Here is a 17,793-nt window from a genome sequence, read left to right as displayed (position 1 = left end):
TAAACCGACCTTTTTTCTTATTGCATTGGCTTCTCTCTCCGTTCGTCTTTTGAGAAGTTCACTCTAAAGACTTTAAAGATTACGGAGGGTTCGCTCAATGCTGCGAGATTTATTGAAAAGTATAAACCGACCTTTTTTCTTATTGCATTGGCTTCTCTCTCCGTTCGTCTTTTGAGAAGTTCACTCTAAAGACTTTAAAGATTACGGAGGGTTCGCTCAATGCTGCGAGATTTATTGAAAAGGTATAAACCGACCTTTTCAATAAATCTCTTTAAGGCATGACCATTCCACCGTCGACGTGGAGGGTTTGTCCTGTCATATAATCGGCATCTGAACTAGCTAAAAAGCGAACGACATTTGCAATGTGCTCCGGTTTTCCTAAGGCTGCTAGAGGAATTTGAGCTAATAGTTGCGCCTTCATGTCTTCACCAAGTTCATCGGTCATGTCCGTAGCGATAAAGCCAGGAGCTACAGCATTTACATGGATGTTTCGATTAGCAAGTTCACGTGCCATCGTTTTTGTTAACCCAATTACACCTGCTTTTGCAGCAACATAGTTAGCTTGTCCAGCGTTACCTAATACCCCAACAACAGAGGCAACATTAATAATTCTACCAAATCGTTGTTTCATCATTTGCCTGGTTACTGCCTTCCCACAGTTAAAGACACCTTTTAGGTTTGTATTAATAACAGCATCCCATTCTTCTTCTTTCATTCTCATAATTAAATTATCTTTTGTAATACCTGCATTATTTACTAGAATATCGATACGTCCAAATGCCGCAATTGTTTCTTTAACCATCGCTTGTACTTGCTCACTATCTGCAACATCAGCCTGAATAGCAAGAGCATCAACGCCAAGTCCCTTAATTTCTGCCACAACTTGCTCCGCTCGTTCTTGACTTCCAGCATAATTGACCACCACATTAGCACCATTACGGCCTAGTTCAATTGCAGTTGCTCGTCCAATGCCACGCGAAGCCCCTGTAACAATAGCTGTTTTTCCTTGTAACATTATTTCTTCACTCCTTCTAGCATTTCTTTGACTTTTAATACTCCTTCTCGGTTACTTACTGCAATCACTTTTGCGCGTCTTTCTACTTTGCGCACAAGGCCAGTCAGTACATTGCCGGAGCCAACTTCAACAAAAACATCTACTTCTTGATCAATAAGCGTTCGAATTGTGTCCTCCCATAGCACAGGAGAATATACTTGTTCAATAAGATTCAAACGAATTTGAGCAGCCTCTTGAACGCCATTTGCAGCAACATTAGAAATTACAGGTACTTTTGCATCTGCAATCGAAATGTTGTCAAGCACACCCTTTAATTTTTCTGCTGCTGGCTTCATTAAACTAGAATGAAATGGTCCACTTACTTGAAGTGGAATCACTCTTTTGGCACCTGCTTCTTTGGCTCTTTCTCCTGCTAATTCTACACCTTTAGCCGAACCTGAAATGACTATTTGCCCTGGGCAATTTAGATTAGCAAGTTCTGCCGGTTCATTAGTTTCTGTGACTTTTGCACAAATTTCTTGGAGTATATCACGGTCTAAACCAAGCACTGCTGACATTGCACCTTCACCAAAAGGAACAGCTTCCTCCATAAATAACCCACGATTTCGCACTGCAAATACAGCATCTTCAAACGACAGTGCATTTGCAGCAACTAAGGCGCTGTACTCCCCTAAACTATGTCCAGCTACAAAATCAGGTTGAATGTTCTCTTCCTGAAGAAGACTTAAGACCGCCGTACTCATCGTTACTAAAGCCGGTTGTGTATGCTCAGTTCTTCTCAAAGTTTCTTCTGGCCCATTTAACATAATCTCAGTTAGCGAATAGTCCAATTTTTGGTCAGCACGTTCGAATACCTCTTTACACGCTGGTTCCTTTTCAATCAATTCTTTCCCCATTCCAACAGCTTGTGAGCCTTGTCCTGGAAATAAAAATGCAATTTTAGCCATCAAAAAAACTCCCCTCTATTCTTTCTCCACAACTTTAGCAACTTCATTTTTAATAATTGTAACAACTTGATGCTCAACCATTTCTTTCGCCTGACGGATTGCGTGAAATACAGCAGTCGCATCAGATGAGCCATGTGCTTTGATTACAGGTGCCTTCAAGCCATAAAGGCCAGCCCCACCGTATTCCGAATAACTTAGTTGATTTTTAATATCCCTAAAGCTTGACTTTAGCACTCCAGCTGCAAGCTTATTTAGAAGAGAACTCGTTAATTCTTTTTTCAACAAAGAAAACAAAGTTCCTGCTGTTCCTTCAACCGACTTTAAGACAAGATTCCCCGAAAAGCCATCGCAAACAACAACATCCGCTACGCCTTCCATTAGATCGCGCGCCTCAACGTTTCCAATAAAATTTATGTCACTAGATTTAAGTAAGGAAAAAGCCGCTTTAGTAAGTTCATTTCCCTTTCCATCCTCAGTCCCCACATTCAAAAGGCCAATACGGGGGTTTTCTACTTTACGTACCATTTCCATGTATGTCTTACCAATAATGCTGTACTGCTGGAGGTGCTCTGGCTTTGCATCCATATTCGCACCTACATCAAGCAGGAGAAAGCCTTTCCCGTCAAGAGTTGGCAACATCGGTGACAAAGCAGGACGATCAATCCCTTTGATACGCCCTACATGTAACAAGCCAGCAGTCATTAATGCACCTGTATTACCAGCTGATATACAAGCATCAGCTCGGCCTTCCTTTACTTCCCTGACTGCTAGAACCATTGAAGAATCTTTTTTTCTGCGTACAGCTGTTGTAGGTTGATCTGAATCTTCTATTTTTTCCGTAGTATGTAAAACCGTAATATTCTTTTCATTTGTTATATGTTCTTTAATTTTTTGTTCATTTCCTACCAATGTAATATTCAATTCTGGAAACGTTTGAATCGCTTTTTGGGCTGCTTCGACCTGAGCTTTTGGTGCACGATCTCCTCCCATAGCATCTATTGATATGTTCATTATGACTCTCTCCTTTTCGCCTCTCTATCATTTGTACGGAACATAATAAACTCACCCGAAAAAACAAGCTCTTTTTCAACATAGCTTTTCACTTCAACAGCTGTTTTCTCTTTTTCAATATTAGTCACTCTTGCTTTCGCAATCACTCTTTCCCCAGCTTGAACTTGTCTTGTGAAACGAATCGTAGCTTTTTGGGTTAGTGCCATTTCGTCATTGATAATTGCAACAGCAAGTGAGTTAGCTTGTGCAAAAAGGTGATGTCCTCGTGCGATTCCACTACGTGTAAAAACGTGTTCTTCCCTGACATCTAATATGGAAATAGCTCGTTCATCAAGTTGTAAATCAACAATTTCTCCGATCACTTCATCAGGCGAAAGCGCTTTGACATCATCTAGTTGCTTCCTCGCCACGCCTTTAATCCTCTCTCGTAATTCTGGTATTGATAATTCCAGACGGTCTAGACGAATGGTCTGAATACTAACAGAAAATTGGTCTGCAAGATCTTCATCAGTCATAAATGGGTTTTGTTCTATCGTCTCTTTTAAGAGCGCTTGTCGTTCTTTCTTTTTTAGTTTCATGGCATTTATCGCCTACTTTACTTAATTCTAACTAGTTTAGTAACCGTTGATTACCGTTCCTTATATGACTAGGTACTAAGAGTAGTATATAATTGCTCTCTCCTAATTTCAATAGTCAATCAATTTTTTGACCATTCATTACACCTTGCTCGTCGATGTAATTTCGTAAACCTTCGAATTTCATTTCCGTCCAAAATTGTTCAGAATTAATCATTTTTACTGCATCTTGTCTCGCTACTTCTAGAGCACGGTAATCATGGACTACATCAGCAACCTTAAAGTCAGGAAGACCACTTTGTTTTGCCCCGAAAAAATCTCCAGGACCTCTCAATTCTAAGTCACGTTCAGAAAGAACAAATCCATCATTCGTTTCAGTCATAATCTTCATTCGTTCCTTGCCAACTTCAGATTTTGGATCCGCTAGCAAGATACAATATGATTGTGCCTCTCCACGTCCAACTCTTCCTCGCAACTGATGGAGCTGCGATAGTCCAAAACGTTCCGCATCATAAATGACCATAATCGTTGCATTCGGCACATTTACTCCAACTTCAACAACGGTAGTTGAAACTAAAATTTGTGTTTCATTGGCACTAAAAGATTCCATAACATCTTCTTTTTCCGAGGCATGAAGTCTTCCATGCATTAAACCAACCTTCCAAATACCTTTATAATGCTGTTCAAGAATCATATGTACATCAATAGCATTCTGAACATCAAGTTTTTCAGATTCTTCAATTAATGGGCAAATAACATACGCTTGTCTACCAGCATCCAATTCTTTTCTTATAAAGTCCAACACACGATCTAACATATCCGGCTTAGCCCAGTAAGTCTCAATAGACTTTCTCCCCGCAGGCAGTTCGTCAATAACCGAAACATCCATATCTCCAAACACAGAGATCGCTAATGTCCTAGGAATAGGAGTTGCAGTCATAAAAAGGACATCAGGATTTTCCCCTTTATTACGCAAAGCCCTGCGTTGTTCAACTCCAAAGCGATGTTGTTCATCTGTAATAACTAAACCAAGTTTACGGAAATGCACATCGTCTTGAATTAAAGCATGGGTTCCAACAACTAATGATAATTCTCCACTCTGTAACTTAGACAGTTTTTCTAAACGCTTCTTCCCTTTAACGGACCCAGATAACAGCTCCACTGACACACCTAATGGCTCCAGTAACTCTTTTAAAGATTGAACATGTTGTTCTGCTAGAATCTCAGTCGGAACCATTAACGCAGCTTGAAAACCAGCACGAATAACAGCGTACATACATATAGCAGCAACAACCGTCTTACCAGATCCCACATCCCCTTGTAATAATCGATTCATACGATAGTCCGATTGAATATCATTCATTATTTCATCAACAACACGCTTTTGGGCACCTGTTAATGGAAACGGGAGCTGCTTGACAAACTCATCAATATCTTTGTGAGATACGACAAGAGCTCTCCCATTAGACCTGTCTCTATTCACCTTTCTAAATGCTTGCATTTTTAATTGAAACAACAAAAACTCCTCATACACCATTCTTCTTCTTGCATGCTTCATTGACTCTGCATTGGGTGGGAAGTGCAACCTTGATATCGTCTGTTTCTTTGTTGGCAATTTATACTTTTCTAACAGTTCAGGTGGAAGAATATCAGGAATTTCTGATCCATATTGATTCATTGCTTGGTAGATAAATTTACGAATTGATTTCGTTGTTAACTTTCCCGAAACAGAATAGATGGGAGATATTGTTTGCTCTCTTTCTTCACGTCCTTTGCGAAATTCACTTCCTGTAATCGTCATTCTATGTTGATCCCATTTTCCTGTAACAGTTATTTCTGCTCCAATTGAAATCTGATTTTTTAAGAAAGCTCGATTAAAAAAAGTAACCGTGACAAGTATCTGATTAACTAACAAGCGAAAAGAGAGTCGATTTTTCTTTTTACCAAAGTAACGGACTGACACTTCACTTTGCACCTTACCAACAACCGTCACACGTTCTTCATGCTTCACTTCATGTAAATCTTTCAATTGATAATCTTCATAACGAAATGGTAAGTGTTCAAGCAAATCCCCTACAGTAAAAATTCGCAAGGCTTGTAGTTGCTTAGCTGTTTCTTCTCCTATTCCATTCACATCTAACACAGGTCGTTTCATTACATTACTCATTCCTTTTGAAGTGACACGCTTCCAATACAATGATCTGTGCCACTGTCCTCCTCCTTACATGTATTAATTCGTTATACTTAGTATCTGATATGAATGTTTTATCCAATGATACTCCCTTAGCCTCTACTTGAAAAAAAAGAAGGTAACTCTCTTCGATATACAACTAGCAATCGCAATATAGATTATATTGCCCACTAGAAGTAAACAGCTAAAGGAGAGTCACCCTCTTTTTTTAATTTTATCAAACTTTTGTCATAGCTATCGAAACAGTACCTGGTCCTACATGAGAACCTATAACAGCTCCAATCGATGTAATGACATCACTTTTAACATCAAATTCTTCTTTTATTCTAGCTAGTATTTCCTCAGCTAACGGTTCATTCACAGCATGTGAAATGCCAACATGAACAGGTGCAGTGCCATACTTTTCTTTTAAAATCTCAATGATTCGATTTAATGCCTTCTTCTGTCCACGAACTTTTTCAAAAGGGTAAACTTCTCCTTCTTCTGTTAAAGACAAAATTGGTTTAATTTTCAACATGGAACCAATCATAGCAGAAGCTTTCCCAATACGCCCATTTTTTTGAAGATATTCTAACGTATCTACCATAAAAAACACATTTGTGTCACGCAGCAATTCGTCCAACCTTGCTTTACATTCTTGTAAAGAGTGGCCTTCTTTTGCTAATTGGGCAATTTCAACTACTATGATTCCAATTGCATAAGATGCTCTTTTCGAATCAATTAGATGAACGAGATCTCCTTCATCCATCGATTGCTTAGCAATGGTAGCAGCTTGATAAGTTCCACTTAGTTTCGATGACAAATGAATAGAAAGAATGTCACATTTTTCGTCATCTAATAACGAACGGTATACTTCCTCAAATTGGTATGGCGTTGGCTGTGACGTTGAGGGGATGGTATTTGACTCTCTAACTTTTTGATAAAATTGATTAGATGTTAATGTAACCCCGTCTTCATACGACTCAGTTTCAGAGAAAATAACATTTAAAGGTACAACAGTAATACCTAATTGATCTACTAATGTGGAAGGTATATCTGCCGTACTATCCGTGACTATTTTTACATTTTGCACTTAGAACCCTCCTCTACTCGTTCTAACTTTACTCAACTGAAATAATATACGAGTAAAGTGGCTGATTACCTGAGTGCACATCAACTTCAACATCCGGATATTGCTCTTCCATAAAACGTTCAAGTTCATTTGTTTGCTGTTCAGTTGCATCCTCACCCTGTAACAATGTCACAATTTCACTTTCTTCATCTACCATTTGATTGATAAGATTTTTTGTCACCTCGAGAACGTCTGCACCTGAGCTAACAATTTTTTTCTCTACTATTCCCATAAAATCGTCTTTCTTGATATCGATACCATCAATATTAGTATCTCTAACTGCATATGTTACTTGACCCGATTTCACAGTAGACAACGCATCTTTCATCATTCCAGCGTTCACTTCTAATCCTTGTGTCGGGTTAAATGAAAGCAATGCTGCAAGTCCTTGTGGTACCGTTTTAGAAGGTACTACAATAGCCTTTTCACCTATAACTTCTGCTGCTTGTTCTGCAGCCATAATGATATTTCCATTATTCGGTAAAATAAGCACCTTTTCTGCATTAACTTCTTCAATCGCATTAACAATGTCTTCGGTACTAGGGTTCATCGTTTGCCCACCTTCAATTACAACGCCAGCACCCAAACCTTTAAAGAGTTTAGCAATGCCATCTCCCATTGCAACCGTTACAATACCAAATTCACTCTTTTCCTGTTTCTTTTCAGATGGTTGGTTACTTGGACGATTTTCATATACAGCCTTTGTTTCATCAAGGAGATGCGTGTGCTGTTCTCGCATATTCTCGATCTTTATGTTAATAAGTTCTCCATAGCGTTGTGCCTTCGTTAATACTTCTCCTGGCTGTTCTGCATGGATATGTACTTTGATAAGGTCCTCGTCTGAAACAACTAATAGGGAATCACCTAACTTACTAAGTTCTCCTCTAAAGTCCGACTCAACATATGGATATTTTTTTGTTTTCTCTTCCTCAATACGGACCATTACTTCCGTACAAAAGCCAAACTCTATATCTTCTGTTGCCATATGACTTTGTGCGTTATGGTGTTCAATCTTCACCAAATTATCCATTGAGATCTCATCAGCAGCTTGTGTATCAGCAATTTTTTCCCCTTTTAAAACGGCAAGAAACCCTTCATAAATATACACTAGCCCTTGCCCACCAGAATCCACTACTCCAACCTCTTTTAAAACAGGTAATAACTCTGGTGTACGTTTTAAAGAAGCGTTGGCTTCTTTTACCGTCTCTTCCATAACATAAAGAACATCCTCGTGTTTTCTCGCGATTTTCAAGGAATGTTTTGCTGCATCTTTTGCAACCGTTAAAATCGTCCCCTCAACAGGTTTCATAACTGCTTTATAAGCCGTTTCAACTCCACGTTCAAAAGCTTGAGCAAGGTCAATCGCATTGATTCGAGGTTTGCCTTCAAGGTGTTTTGAGAAACCTCTAAATAATTGTGAAAGAATGACTCCTGAGTTCCCTCTGGCCCCCATTAGCAAACCTTTTGCAAAAGAAGCCGCAACCTTACTCGAGTCATCATGTACATTTTGCTTTACCTCTTTAACACCTGAAGTGATCGATAAATTCATATTCGTTCCTGTATCTCCATCAGGAACGGGGAATACATTAAGCGCATCGACCACCTTTGCATTCCTCGATAAATTAGCAGCTCCCTCAATAAACATAGTAGCAAGCTGTTTACCTTCAATTTGTTTTGCCACCAACAGTTCCTCCTAACACGTGCTTACGGGTTCGTGACGCGGACACCTTGAACAAAGATGTTCACGGAATCAACATCAAGCCCTAACATTTGTTCTAGTTGATATTTTACTTTTGTTTGTACGTTGTAAGCCACCTCAGAAATTTTTGTTCCATAGCTAACAATAATGTACATATCAATATGAATTTGTTCTTCATCTTCACGAATGACGACGCCACGACGGAAATTTTCTTTTCCAAGTAAATCAGTAAGGCCATCTTTCAATTGCTTTTGAGAAGCCATACCAACAATTCCATAGCAGTCAATGGCTGCTCCACCAGCAATTGTTGCCACTACGTCTTTTGATACATCAACAACACCTAGCTGAGTTTTCATTTCAATTGACATTTCCATTCCTCCCTCTCGAAGACAAACTTGATTCATTTTAACCATTTTACTATACTATACATGAATTTAAAAGCGTAATTGAATCTCAGCTTTTAAAGAATGTGTCAAGCAAGATTGCTTGATAAAGTTTCTACGAAGCTATTGCATTATACGAGGGGCTATGCTACTATATTCAAGTATGATTTCAAGTGTTGTATTGGATTAAGGAGGTGCATATAATGGCACGTAAATGTTATATTACAGGAAGACAAGCTCGTAGTGGAAATAAGCGCTCTCACGCACTTAATAAAACGAAGCGCCGTTGGGGTGCAAACGTTCAAAAGGTACGTATTTTAGTAGACGGTAAGCCAAAACGCGTATACGTATCTACTCGCGCACTTAAGTCTGGTAAAGTTGAGCGCGTTTAAGTTATAAAACTGAGTTTTATAACTTTACAAAAAAGCACCGTTGTCCGGTGCTTTTTTGTTTTACCCTTTTTTTAATGAGTTCAGTACCGCCTTGACAAACCCACCTAAAAACTTAGGCAGCTTGATCGTGTAGAATTTCATAGCTCCTCCTCCTCAACGTGAATAGCCACGGGGATAATGTTAAAGAAACTTGACTCACGACCATAGGACGTGAAGCGAAGTCGCCCCTATCCATCAAGCCATTTTGTTTAGACAAGAATCAATGATAAGGATAAAAAATAATTGCCCTCTTAAACTTATATATGAAGATACGACAAACTATACCTATTTTTTAATTACGTCATATCCCATTACTTTCCTCGAGCAAATATTCTTGTCTCTTTATCATTATGCATATGCCCTATACCTCAATATATGTCTATGCAGAAAGAATGTTCATAAAGAATGAAAATACAAAGAGCGCTCGTAGCTTCAACCTTCTAGGTTACAGCTCTCTCTTTAATTTATATTTATATCATATAAAAAGAACAACATACTTTAACGCATGTTGTTTGAACTTTCTCCTCTTATTTCTTTTATTGCCAAAGCACGGTTTTCTTGATTATAAATAGCCGAACCAGCTACTAATACATTTGCTCCTGCCTCCACACATTTTCTTGCCGTTTGAGGATTAACTCCCCCATCCACTTCAATTTCTACACTTAACCCCCGACTTTGAACAAGTTCTGCAACTTTTTCAATCTTCGATAAAACCGAATTTATAAATCTTTGTCCTCCAAATCCAGGATTTACGGTCATGAGTAGCACTAAATTTACCTCATCTATAATTGGTTCAATCATTTCAATTGGGGTCGCCGGATTTAACACCACTCCTGGTTTCACACCTTGATCCTTAATAAGCTGAATCGTCCGGTGTAAATGAGGACACGCTTCAACATGAACGGAGATAATATCTGCTCCAGCTTTAGCAAACTGCGCGATATACTGATCCGGATTTTCTATCATTAAATGCACATCTAGAGGTAAATTCGTTACAGGACGTATCGCTTCAACTACTAATGGACCAATTGTGATATTCGGTACAAAGTGGCCGTCCATAACATCAATATGGATATAATCAGCTCCCCCTTGCTCGACATCTTTTATATCTTCAGCTAGTGTTGCAAAATTTGCTGATAAAATTGATGGTGCAATCTTGATCATTAGTCATATCTCCTTTTTTGACTTTTTATTTCGTCTAAAAATTGCAAATAATGTTTCATTCTTAAACTACTAACGTCTCCTGTTTCATAAGCTGCCTTAACAGCACATTTAGGTTCAGAGGTATGCGTACACCCTCTAAACTTACAGTCCGATGCAAGTTCATTCATTTCAGGAAAACATAACGATAGGTCTTCTGCCTCTAAATTTATAAAGTCAAGGGAACTAAATCCTGGCGTATCAGCTACTAGTCCGTCCCCAATCTTCAACAGTTCCACATGCCTTGTTGTATGCTTTCCTCTTCCTAAGTGCGTTGAGATTTCATTTGTTTCAATGTTCAATTCAGGTTTTAAGCGATTTAATAATGATGATTTCCCTACTCCAGACTGTCCTGCAACTACACTAACTTTACCCTCTAAATATGGAATGATATCATCAATCCCTTGAGCCTCTAGCGTCGATGTTAATAAAACGTTGTAACCAATGCCTTCATACAATTGTTTATACTTTTCAATTTCCGTACGCAATTGATTACTAAGTAGATCTACTTTACTGATTACAATGAGTGGCATAAGGTCATTTGCTTCAATATGAACTAGAAATCGATCAAGAAGCAAAGGACTAAAGTCCGGTTCCAGCGCCGAAAAGACTAACAATGCTTGATCAACATTTGCTATAGGTGGGCGAACAAGTTCATTTTTTCGCTCAAATACATCGAGGATATAGCCATCCGTTCTATTTTCCGCTTCAAATTCTACCTGATCTCCCACTAATGGTTTAATTTGACGTTTTCTAAAATTCCCTCTTCCACGGCATTGAAATACGCCCTCTTCTGTTTGAACGTAATAAAAACCACTCAATGCTTTTATAATCATTCCTGTTGCCATTCAATACCTCCTAATAGGTCAAATCTATGAAACATAACGATAAGCTCACTACCTAAGATAGGAGCTTATCAACTTACTGTAAATCAATACGTATAGGATTTTGATTGATGTTCATGAACATCATTAATATAGACATCAAAAGAACCCGGCTGTGATGGACTGACCCTAAGTTCTATCGGATATTTCCTAACATTTTTCACATTTGTATCAATCAAAACTTGGTCTTCTCCATCCGTTGTCACATCCCTATAAACGATCCGAATGTTATCTGATCCTTTTACGTCTATATCTTCAGGAATTTCAAATGTCACTTCGAATAAAGAAGTTGGTTCTTCTTCTGGCTGTTCTGGCTCTTCGTCCCGAGGACGCTCGGGCTCGGGTTCGGGTTCAGGTCGTGGTTCTGGCCCTTCAGATATCACAACCCTAACCGTCTCTCCTTTATCAACCATTGCATTTGGAGAAGGAGATTGGCTAACCACTCTTCCTGCTTGAATAGAGTTAGAATGAGAATAATCTAAATTAACATTTAAACCCACTTCAGCTAAATATAGTTTAACAGCCGATTCTTCCATCCCTTGAAGATCTCGTAATTGAATTGGACGGGCTGTACTATAAGTCAATTGCACTGTTGTTTCATCTACTACAACTAAAGTTCCTTCACCAGGAAATTGAGTAAGGACAATGCCTGGAGGCTCTTCATCAGTTTCCCTTTCAGATGTTTCTACGGAAAATCCCCTCTCTCTCAACTGAGACTCAGCTCTTTCAATGGGCATTCCTATTACATCGATAAGTTCAATTTCCTCCTGACCTTCACTAACAAATAAGCGAACGATAGAGCCTTCTTTAACCATAGAACCTGGTGCTTGATTTTGCCTAACGACATGGTCGCTAGGAATAGTATCATCAGGAACATCCTCCCTCTCTACCCTTAGTTTTAACCCGACTAACATTTCTTCTGCTTCGTCGTATGGGAGCTCAATCACATCAGGTACCTCTACCTCACCAACTTGAAAAATACCTGGTATAACGGCAAAAGCCGCTACTGTCGCCCCCGTAATTAAAAAGGCTATAAGAACTAAGATTGCAATCCATTTCTTTCCTTTTTTCTTTGGTTCTGGCTCAGTATCCTTACCCGTTTTTTTCGGTTCTTCAACTTTAATCGTTGACATTTTTGCCGGAGTGACCTCAACAGTTTTTTCTAAATCAGTCGTATCATGTTCACGAATGATCGGAATCGCTTTTGTCACTTCTTCATCCTCATTACTTAGAACAAATGGTGGTTCATTGACACGCTCAGGGTTTAGAACTGTCGCTACATCTTCTTCCATTTCTTGAACATTTTCATAGCGCTGGATCGGATCTTTTGTAGTTGCTTTTCTTATAACATTTTCTACACTTTGAGGTAAAGATGGTACCTTCTCCCTAGCTGATGGCACATCATTTTGTAAATGCTTGATTGCAATAGAAACAGCCGTATCTCCTTGGAACGGTAATTCTCCTGTTACCATTTCAAACAATACAATACCAAGTGAATAAAGGTCTGACTTATACGTTACGTGTCCACCCCGTGCTTGTTCCGGAGATAAATAGTGGACAGAGCCCATTACTGAATTTGTATGAGTGATTGTAGCCGCTGAAATGGCTCGTGCTATTCCAAAGTCTGTAACTTTTAAAATGCCGTCGTTTCCAATCAAGATATTATGTGGCTTAATATCGCGATGTATTATATGATTAGCATGAGAATGCTCTAGAGCGGCAAGCATTTGTTGCATGTAATCAATTGCTTCTTCAACCGGAATTGGACCTCGAGCTTGAATTAACTCCTTTAATGTTTGACCTTCGACATATTCCATTACTATGTAGTACGTACTTTCCTCTTCACCAACATCAAAGATATTAACAATATTAGGATGAGCGAGACTTGTGGCAGACTGTGCTTCCCTTCTGAAACGCTTTATAAATTGTTCATCATCCGAAAATTGTGGTTGCAATACTTTAACAGCAACATAACGGTCAAGAATGACGTCGAGCGCTTTATAAACATTCGCCATCCCACCGCCACCTATTGTTTCAAGAATCTGATAGCGACCACTAATTCGTTGTCCAATCATTGCGAGGAACTCCGATTATTTATCAATTTATGATAATGGATAAGAGCAACTGTTATATTATCTTCGCCACCGCGCTCGTTAGCTAAACTAATTAGTTGATCAGCTTTTAATGATAGTTGACCTGATTCCTGCAAACAACTTTTTAATTCTTCAGCCGATACTTTATTCGTTAATCCATCTGAGCATAATAAGATCTGTTGTTCATCTTCCACTAGTAATGTTGTCACATCTATTTTAATTTCTCGCTCAGTGCCTAATGCTCGCAGCAAAACATTTTTCCTAGGGTGGTGCTCTGCTTCCTCTTCAGAAATTTGGCCATTACGAACAAGCTCTTGTACAAGAGAGTGATCAGATGTTTTTAACTGAAAGCCAAACTCATTGTAAATATAGGCGCGACTATCACCAATATGCGCAATAGAAATGAATTCTTCTGTGCACAGAGCCACAACAAGTGTAGTCCCCATACCTCGGCACTCTTCATTGTCTAGAGCATGCAAAAATAATTGCTCATTCAATATCTCAAATTGGTCAACAAGCCACTTTTCTGCATCAACAACAGACTCTATTTTCGTTTCGTTTTCCCACGTATCACGGAAGTAATCTGTAGTCATCGCACTAGCAACATCTCCAGCACGATGCCCCCCCATTCCATCAGCTACGACAGCGAGAATTCCTATCTCGTTTTTGAAAACTCCACCACTATCTTCATTATGCGCACGAACTTTCCCTACATCCGTTCGAAACGTAAACTCCATTTCCAACTGTCACCTCGTCTCCTCTTTTCGCTCCTTTGCTCGAAGCTGTCCACAAGCTGCATCAATATCATGACCTTGTTCTCGTCTAATTGTTACATTGACTCCACGATTCTTTAATACTTTTTCAAACGCAAAAATTTGATTGCGTGGCGTGCGTACATAATCACGTTCTAATACATAGTTAACAGGAATTAGGTTCACATGACACTTTATATCTTTAATTAAATCAGCTAGTAGTTCTGCATGTTCTTCTTGATCATTTACTCCACCAAACAAACCATATTCAAACGTAACTCGCCTTCCAGTTGTTTCAATGTAGTAACGAATCGAATCCATCAGCTTTGACAATGGCCATGCTCGGTTTACCGGCATTAACTTGCTACGTATTTCCGTCGTTGGTGCATGCAAGGAAATGGCAAAATTGATTTGCATTTTCTCATCTGCAAACTTATAAATTTTTGGCACAACCCCACTTGTCGAGACAGTAATATGTCTTGCACCAATATTTAATCCTTTTTCATGGTTAATGGTTTTTAGAAATGGAACAAGTTCATCATAATTATCAAATGGCTCACCAATCCCCATGACCACTACCGAACTCACACGCTCTTTGACTTCATCCATCGCTCTTTGGGATTCTAATACTTGAGCGACTATTTCCCCTGCTTCAAGGTTTCGTTTCAATCCCCCAAGAGTAGAAGCGCAAAATGTACAGCCAAGCCTGCAACCAACCTGTGTCGTAACACAAACACTATTACCATACTCGTGACGCATTACGACTGTTTCAATTGAATAACCATCATGTAACTCAAATAAAAATTTAACAGTACCATCTGATGATTCTTGCCTAGTAATGATTTTTAAAGTTGTTATCTTAAAAGAATTCGACAATTTACCCCGTAATTCCTTTGACAAATTCGACATTTCCTCAAATTGTGACACGCGTTTTTGATAAAGCCATTCGAAAATTTGCGTCGCACGGAATTTTGGTTCCCCTTGCTCAACTAACCAATCCTGTAACTCTTCAAACTGCAAGGAATAAATCGACTTCAGTTCCCCTGTATCTGGCACTTTTACTGTTTGTTTTAATTCCTCCATCGTCGCACACCTTTCACCCTAAGTTATTTTTTCGTTAGACTTGCGATAAAAAAGCCATCTGTTTGAAAATCATGTGGCAGTATTGTTAGCATCCCCTCATGATAACGCCCTAAAACTTTTTCAGGTAGTCTATCTTTTAATGTATCATCTAGTTGAAACTCCGGCTGTTCAGCTAAGAAATTCGCGACACTTTGTTCATTCTCGTCTTTATCTACCGTACAAGTACTATAAATAAGTTTTCCTCCCTGCTTAACAAAGGGAGCTACCGCTCGTAAAATCTCTAGTTGAATGTTTTGTATTGAGTGAATATCTTCTACTTTTTTTGACCATTTAATATCTGGTTTACGCCTGATGACCCCAAATCCACTACATGGTGCATCAACTAAAACCCGATCAAATTGTTCAGAGATCTTTTCTTTTATTTTTCTCGCGTCCATCGCTTCAGCCTTAATACACGTTAAACCAAGACGCTCTGATTGATCATGAATAAGCTTCACCTTATGATCATGTAAGTCAAACGATAACACAGTTCCAGTATCATCCATTGTTTCTGCAATATGAGTAGACTTCCCTCCAGGTGCAGCGCATGTATCCGCAACTTTCATACCAGGTAATGCCCCTACTGCTCTGCCTACTAACATTGAGCTTTCATCTTGAGCAGTCACAAATCCTTGTTGATATGTATTAGTTTGAAATACGTTTCCTTTTTCAATGACAATGGCATCAGGTGACAAATTCCCCCTTTGGACAATAAGACCTTCTTCTTCAAGCTTTACAATCACATCTTCAACTGTTGCTTTTACTTTATTAACACGAACGGTCACATCAGGAGGTAAGAGGCTTGTTTTGCACATTGCCTCCGTCTCTTCCAGTCCATATTGGTCAATCCAGCGCTTCACAATCCATAGAGGAAAGCTAGAGTCAAGCGCTATCCTTTTTGTTTCATCTTCAATACCGTTAATGGATGGAAAGCCTTCTCTCAGTAATGATCGTAGTACTCCATTGACCATTCCACTTATCCCTTTGTGACCCCGTTTTTTTGCTATCGTAACAGCTTCATGGACAACTGCCCTCTCAGGCACACGATCTAAATAAGCTAATTGATAAACAGAAAGGCGTAAAAGAACTTTAACCCAATCTTGTAAAGAATTAACTCCTTTTTTTACAAACGATTGCAGATAAAAATCAAGTGTATCTCTTCTTTGAATCGTCCCGTATACAAGCTCTGTTAACAACCCTACATCCCTCGGGTCTAAGTTCGTTCGTTTCACCGTTTGATTTAACAGAAGATTACTATATGCTTGATTTTTCTCGATTTGAAGTAGAATTTCTAGAGCTACTTCGCGCACTGGTTTACTCATTGGATTCTCCTAACTGTACTCCTTTAGATAAATGCGACCCTGAACCACGAATAAATGATTCTGCATCCATCTTCTTTTTACCGGATGGCTGGAGCTCTGTTATTTTAATGGCAGTGTTGTTACCGGTAGATACAACGATCCCATCTTTTTCAATACGTACAATTACTCCAGGTCTTTCAGTTTGATTAAATGCTACTTTCTCTCCCCACCAAACCTTTAAAGGCTTACCTTCTAATGTTGTATAGGCTACAGGCCACGGATGCAGCCCACGTATTTGATTGTACAAGTCTTCTCCGTCTCTAGTCCAATCCAATAGCTCCATTTGGCGAGTAATATTACGCGCAAACGTTACAGCAGTTTCATCTTGTTTTTCAGGTGTTAGGTTTTCATTTATTAAATCAGGAATCGTATCAAGCAGTAGTTTCGCCCCTGCTTGACTTAATTTATCATGCATCGTTCCAACATGGTCATCTTCTTCAATTGATACCCTTATTTGAGACAGCATATCACCTGCATCTAATTTCTCAACCATATACATAATCGTAACACCGGTTTCTTTTTCACCATCGATTATAGCCTGATGGATGGGTGCGCCTCCACGATATTTCGGTAAAAGAGATGCATGAACATTAATACACCCGTAACGAGGATAGTCTAATAAATCCTTCGGTAGTATTTGGCCAAAGGCAGCCGTAACGATTAAGTCAGGTTGATATTCGAGAATCTTTGATAGCTCTTCTTTATCACGAATTTTTTCTGGCTGTAATACGTCAATTTGATGTTTCATCGCCTCAACTTTAACAGGTGGTGGTGTTAAAATACGTTTTCTCCCTACCGGACGGTCTGGTTGAGTGATGACCGCCACAATATCGTAACCCTCGTTTACTAAACTCCTAAGAACAGGAACAGAAAAATCAGGTGTTCCCATAAAAACGATTTTCATTTTATAACCGCCTTTCTAAACAAGTGCTTCTCTTATCTTTTTTTATGCGCTAGCATATCAATGTATATTTTTAAGTTGTTGCGCATTGGCTTGCGCTCAATGCCTTTGATTGAT

The 17,793-nt window shown here is 39.0% G+C and carries 17 protein-coding genes; 1 reads left to right on the top strand and 16 read right to left on the bottom strand.

Features of this window, described 5'->3' with window-relative positions; genetic code table 11:
* Positions 1–271: 271 nt before the first annotated feature.
* The 8 genes from fabG to AC1FXZ_RS03710 form a co-directional block, all read right to left on the bottom strand.
* Positions 272–1,015, bottom strand: coding sequence for a 3-oxoacyl-[acyl-carrier-protein] reductase (gene fabG, locus AC1FXZ_RS03745; protein WP_480051136.1), 744 nt, complete (start codon positions 1,013–1,015; stop codon positions 272–274).
* Complete coding sequence (gene fabD / locus AC1FXZ_RS03740) at positions 1,015–1,962, bottom strand: ACP S-malonyltransferase (RefSeq protein WP_480051134.1); 948 nt, start codon at positions 1,960–1,962, stop codon at positions 1,015–1,017. The genes fabG and fabD overlap by 1 nt, the downstream gene beginning before the upstream one ends.
* Before the next feature lie 15 nt (positions 1,963–1,977).
* Entirely contained in the window at positions 1,978–2,973 is a 996-nt protein-coding gene (gene plsX / locus AC1FXZ_RS03735) for a phosphate acyltransferase PlsX (RefSeq protein ID WP_480051132.1), read from the bottom strand.
* Complete coding sequence (gene fapR, locus AC1FXZ_RS03730; protein WP_480051130.1) at positions 2,973–3,551, bottom strand: transcription factor FapR; 579 nt, start codon at positions 3,549–3,551, stop codon at positions 2,973–2,975. Before fapR ends, plsX begins: the two co-directional genes overlap by 1 nt.
* A gap of 115 nt (positions 3,552–3,666) precedes the next feature.
* A complete protein-coding gene (gene recG / locus AC1FXZ_RS03725; protein WP_480051138.1) occupies positions 3,667–5,715 on the bottom strand; it encodes an ATP-dependent DNA helicase RecG in 2,049 nt (682 codons plus the stop codon).
* Positions 5,716–5,956: 241 nt separating this feature from the next.
* Complete coding sequence (locus AC1FXZ_RS03720; RefSeq protein WP_480051128.1) at positions 5,957–6,811, bottom strand: DegV family protein; 855 nt, start codon at positions 6,809–6,811, stop codon at positions 5,957–5,959.
* Positions 6,812–6,839: 28 nt separating this feature from the next.
* Positions 6,840–8,534, bottom strand: coding sequence for a DAK2 domain-containing protein (locus AC1FXZ_RS03715; protein ID WP_480051126.1), 1,695 nt, complete (start codon positions 8,532–8,534; stop codon positions 6,840–6,842).
* A 20-nt stretch (positions 8,535–8,554) separates the two neighbouring features.
* A complete protein-coding gene (locus AC1FXZ_RS03710; protein WP_034629730.1) occupies positions 8,555–8,917 on the bottom strand; it encodes an Asp23/Gls24 family envelope stress response protein in 363 nt (120 codons plus the stop codon).
* A gap of 218 nt (positions 8,918–9,135) precedes the next feature.
* Between AC1FXZ_RS03710 and rpmB the strand changes: the two genes are divergently transcribed.
* Entirely contained in the window at positions 9,136–9,324 is a 189-nt protein-coding gene (rpmB, locus tag AC1FXZ_RS03705) for a 50S ribosomal protein L28 (RefSeq protein ID WP_332630708.1), read from the top strand.
* A gap of 60 nt (positions 9,325–9,384) precedes the next feature.
* Here rpmB and spoVM read toward each other — a convergent pair whose 3' ends face one another.
* From spoVM to fmt, 8 genes are all read right to left on the bottom strand, one after another.
* Positions 9,385–9,465: a stage V sporulation protein SpoVM gene (spoVM, locus tag AC1FXZ_RS03700; RefSeq protein ID WP_034629734.1), complete on the bottom strand. Its 81-nt coding sequence runs from the start codon at positions 9,463–9,465 to the stop codon at positions 9,385–9,387.
* A gap of 396 nt (positions 9,466–9,861) precedes the next feature.
* Positions 9,862–10,527, bottom strand: a complete 666-nt coding sequence (rpe, locus tag AC1FXZ_RS03695) for a ribulose-phosphate 3-epimerase (RefSeq protein ID WP_480051123.1) — start codon at positions 10,525–10,527, stop codon at positions 9,862–9,864.
* Complete coding sequence (rsgA, locus tag AC1FXZ_RS03690; protein WP_480051121.1) at positions 10,527–11,411, bottom strand: ribosome small subunit-dependent GTPase A; 885 nt, start codon at positions 11,409–11,411, stop codon at positions 10,527–10,529. The genes rpe and rsgA overlap by 1 nt, the downstream gene beginning before the upstream one ends.
* A gap of 83 nt (positions 11,412–11,494) precedes the next feature.
* Positions 11,495–13,522: a Stk1 family PASTA domain-containing Ser/Thr kinase gene (gene pknB, locus AC1FXZ_RS03685; protein WP_480051119.1), complete on the bottom strand. Its 2,028-nt coding sequence runs from the start codon at positions 13,520–13,522 to the stop codon at positions 11,495–11,497.
* Positions 13,519–14,277: a Stp1/IreP family PP2C-type Ser/Thr phosphatase gene (locus tag AC1FXZ_RS03680; protein WP_480051117.1), complete on the bottom strand. Its 759-nt coding sequence runs from the start codon at positions 14,275–14,277 to the stop codon at positions 13,519–13,521. Before AC1FXZ_RS03680 ends, pknB begins: the two co-directional genes overlap by 4 nt.
* Positions 14,278–14,286: 9 nt before the next feature.
* Entirely contained in the window at positions 14,287–15,375 is a 1,089-nt protein-coding gene (rlmN, locus tag AC1FXZ_RS03675; protein ID WP_480051115.1) for a dual-specificity RNA methyltransferase RlmN, read from the bottom strand.
* A gap of 23 nt (positions 15,376–15,398) precedes the next feature.
* Complete coding sequence (gene rsmB / locus AC1FXZ_RS03670) at positions 15,399–16,736, bottom strand: 16S rRNA (cytosine(967)-C(5))-methyltransferase RsmB (RefSeq protein ID WP_480051113.1); 1,338 nt, start codon at positions 16,734–16,736, stop codon at positions 15,399–15,401.
* On the bottom strand, positions 16,729–17,679 hold the full coding sequence (gene fmt / locus AC1FXZ_RS03665; RefSeq protein ID WP_480051111.1) for a methionyl-tRNA formyltransferase: 951 nt from the start codon (positions 17,677–17,679) through the stop codon (positions 16,729–16,731). The genes rsmB and fmt overlap by 8 nt, the downstream gene beginning before the upstream one ends.
* Between the last annotated feature and the right edge of the window lie 114 nt (positions 17,680–17,793).

The organism is Halalkalibacter sp. HAAS-P014 (assembly GCF_056619965.1).
Note: the sequence above shows the minus strand (reverse complement) of the source record. Positions and strands in the feature narration are given on the sequence as shown.

What these genes read in the sequence shown, in the direction of transcription:
- fabG (WP_480051136.1), bottom strand. Translation starts at nt 1,015, where the DNA reads ATGTTACAAGGAAAAACAGCTATTGTTACAGGGGCTTCGCGTGGCATT.
- fabD (WP_480051134.1), bottom strand. Translation starts at nt 1,962, where the DNA reads ATGGCTAAAATTGCATTTTTATTTCCAGGACAAGGCTCACAAGCTGTT.
- plsX (WP_480051132.1), bottom strand. Translation starts at nt 2,973, where the DNA reads ATGAACATATCAATAGATGCTATGGGAGGAGATCGTGCACCAAAAGCT.
- fapR (WP_480051130.1), bottom strand. Translation starts at nt 3,551, where the DNA reads ATGAAACTAAAAAAGAAAGAACGACAAGCGCTCTTAAAAGAGACGATA.
- recG (WP_480051138.1), bottom strand. Translation starts at nt 5,715, where the DNA reads ATGAGTAATGTAATGAAACGACCTGTGTTAGATGTGAATGGAATAGGA.
- AC1FXZ_RS03710 (WP_034629730.1), bottom strand. Translation starts at nt 8,917, where the DNA reads ATGTCAATTGAAATGAAAACTCAGCTAGGTGTTGTTGATGTATCAAAA.
- rpmB (WP_332630708.1), top strand. Translation starts at nt 9,136, where the DNA reads ATGGCACGTAAATGTTATATTACAGGAAGACAAGCTCGTAGTGGAAAT.
- spoVM (WP_034629734.1), bottom strand. Translation starts at nt 9,465, where the DNA reads ATGAAATTCTACACGATCAAGCTGCCTAAGTTTTTAGGTGGGTTTGTC.
- rpe (WP_480051123.1), bottom strand. Translation starts at nt 10,527, where the DNA reads ATGATCAAGATTGCACCATCAATTTTATCAGCAAATTTTGCAACACTA.
- rsgA (WP_480051121.1), bottom strand. Translation starts at nt 11,411, where the DNA reads ATGGCAACAGGAATGATTATAAAAGCATTGAGTGGTTTTTATTACGTT.
- pknB (WP_480051119.1), bottom strand. Translation starts at nt 13,522, where the DNA reads ATGATTGGACAACGAATTAGTGGTCGCTATCAGATTCTTGAAACAATA.
- AC1FXZ_RS03680 (WP_480051117.1), bottom strand. Translation starts at nt 14,277, where the DNA reads ATGGAGTTTACGTTTCGAACGGATGTAGGGAAAGTTCGTGCGCATAAT.
- rlmN (WP_480051115.1), bottom strand. Translation starts at nt 15,375, where the DNA reads ATGGAGGAATTAAAACAAACAGTAAAAGTGCCAGATACAGGGGAACTG.
- rsmB (WP_480051113.1), bottom strand. Translation starts at nt 16,736, where the DNA reads ATGAGTAAACCAGTGCGCGAAGTAGCTCTAGAAATTCTACTTCAAATC.
- fmt (WP_480051111.1), bottom strand. Translation starts at nt 17,679, where the DNA reads ATGAAAATCGTTTTTATGGGAACACCTGATTTTTCTGTTCCTGTTCTT.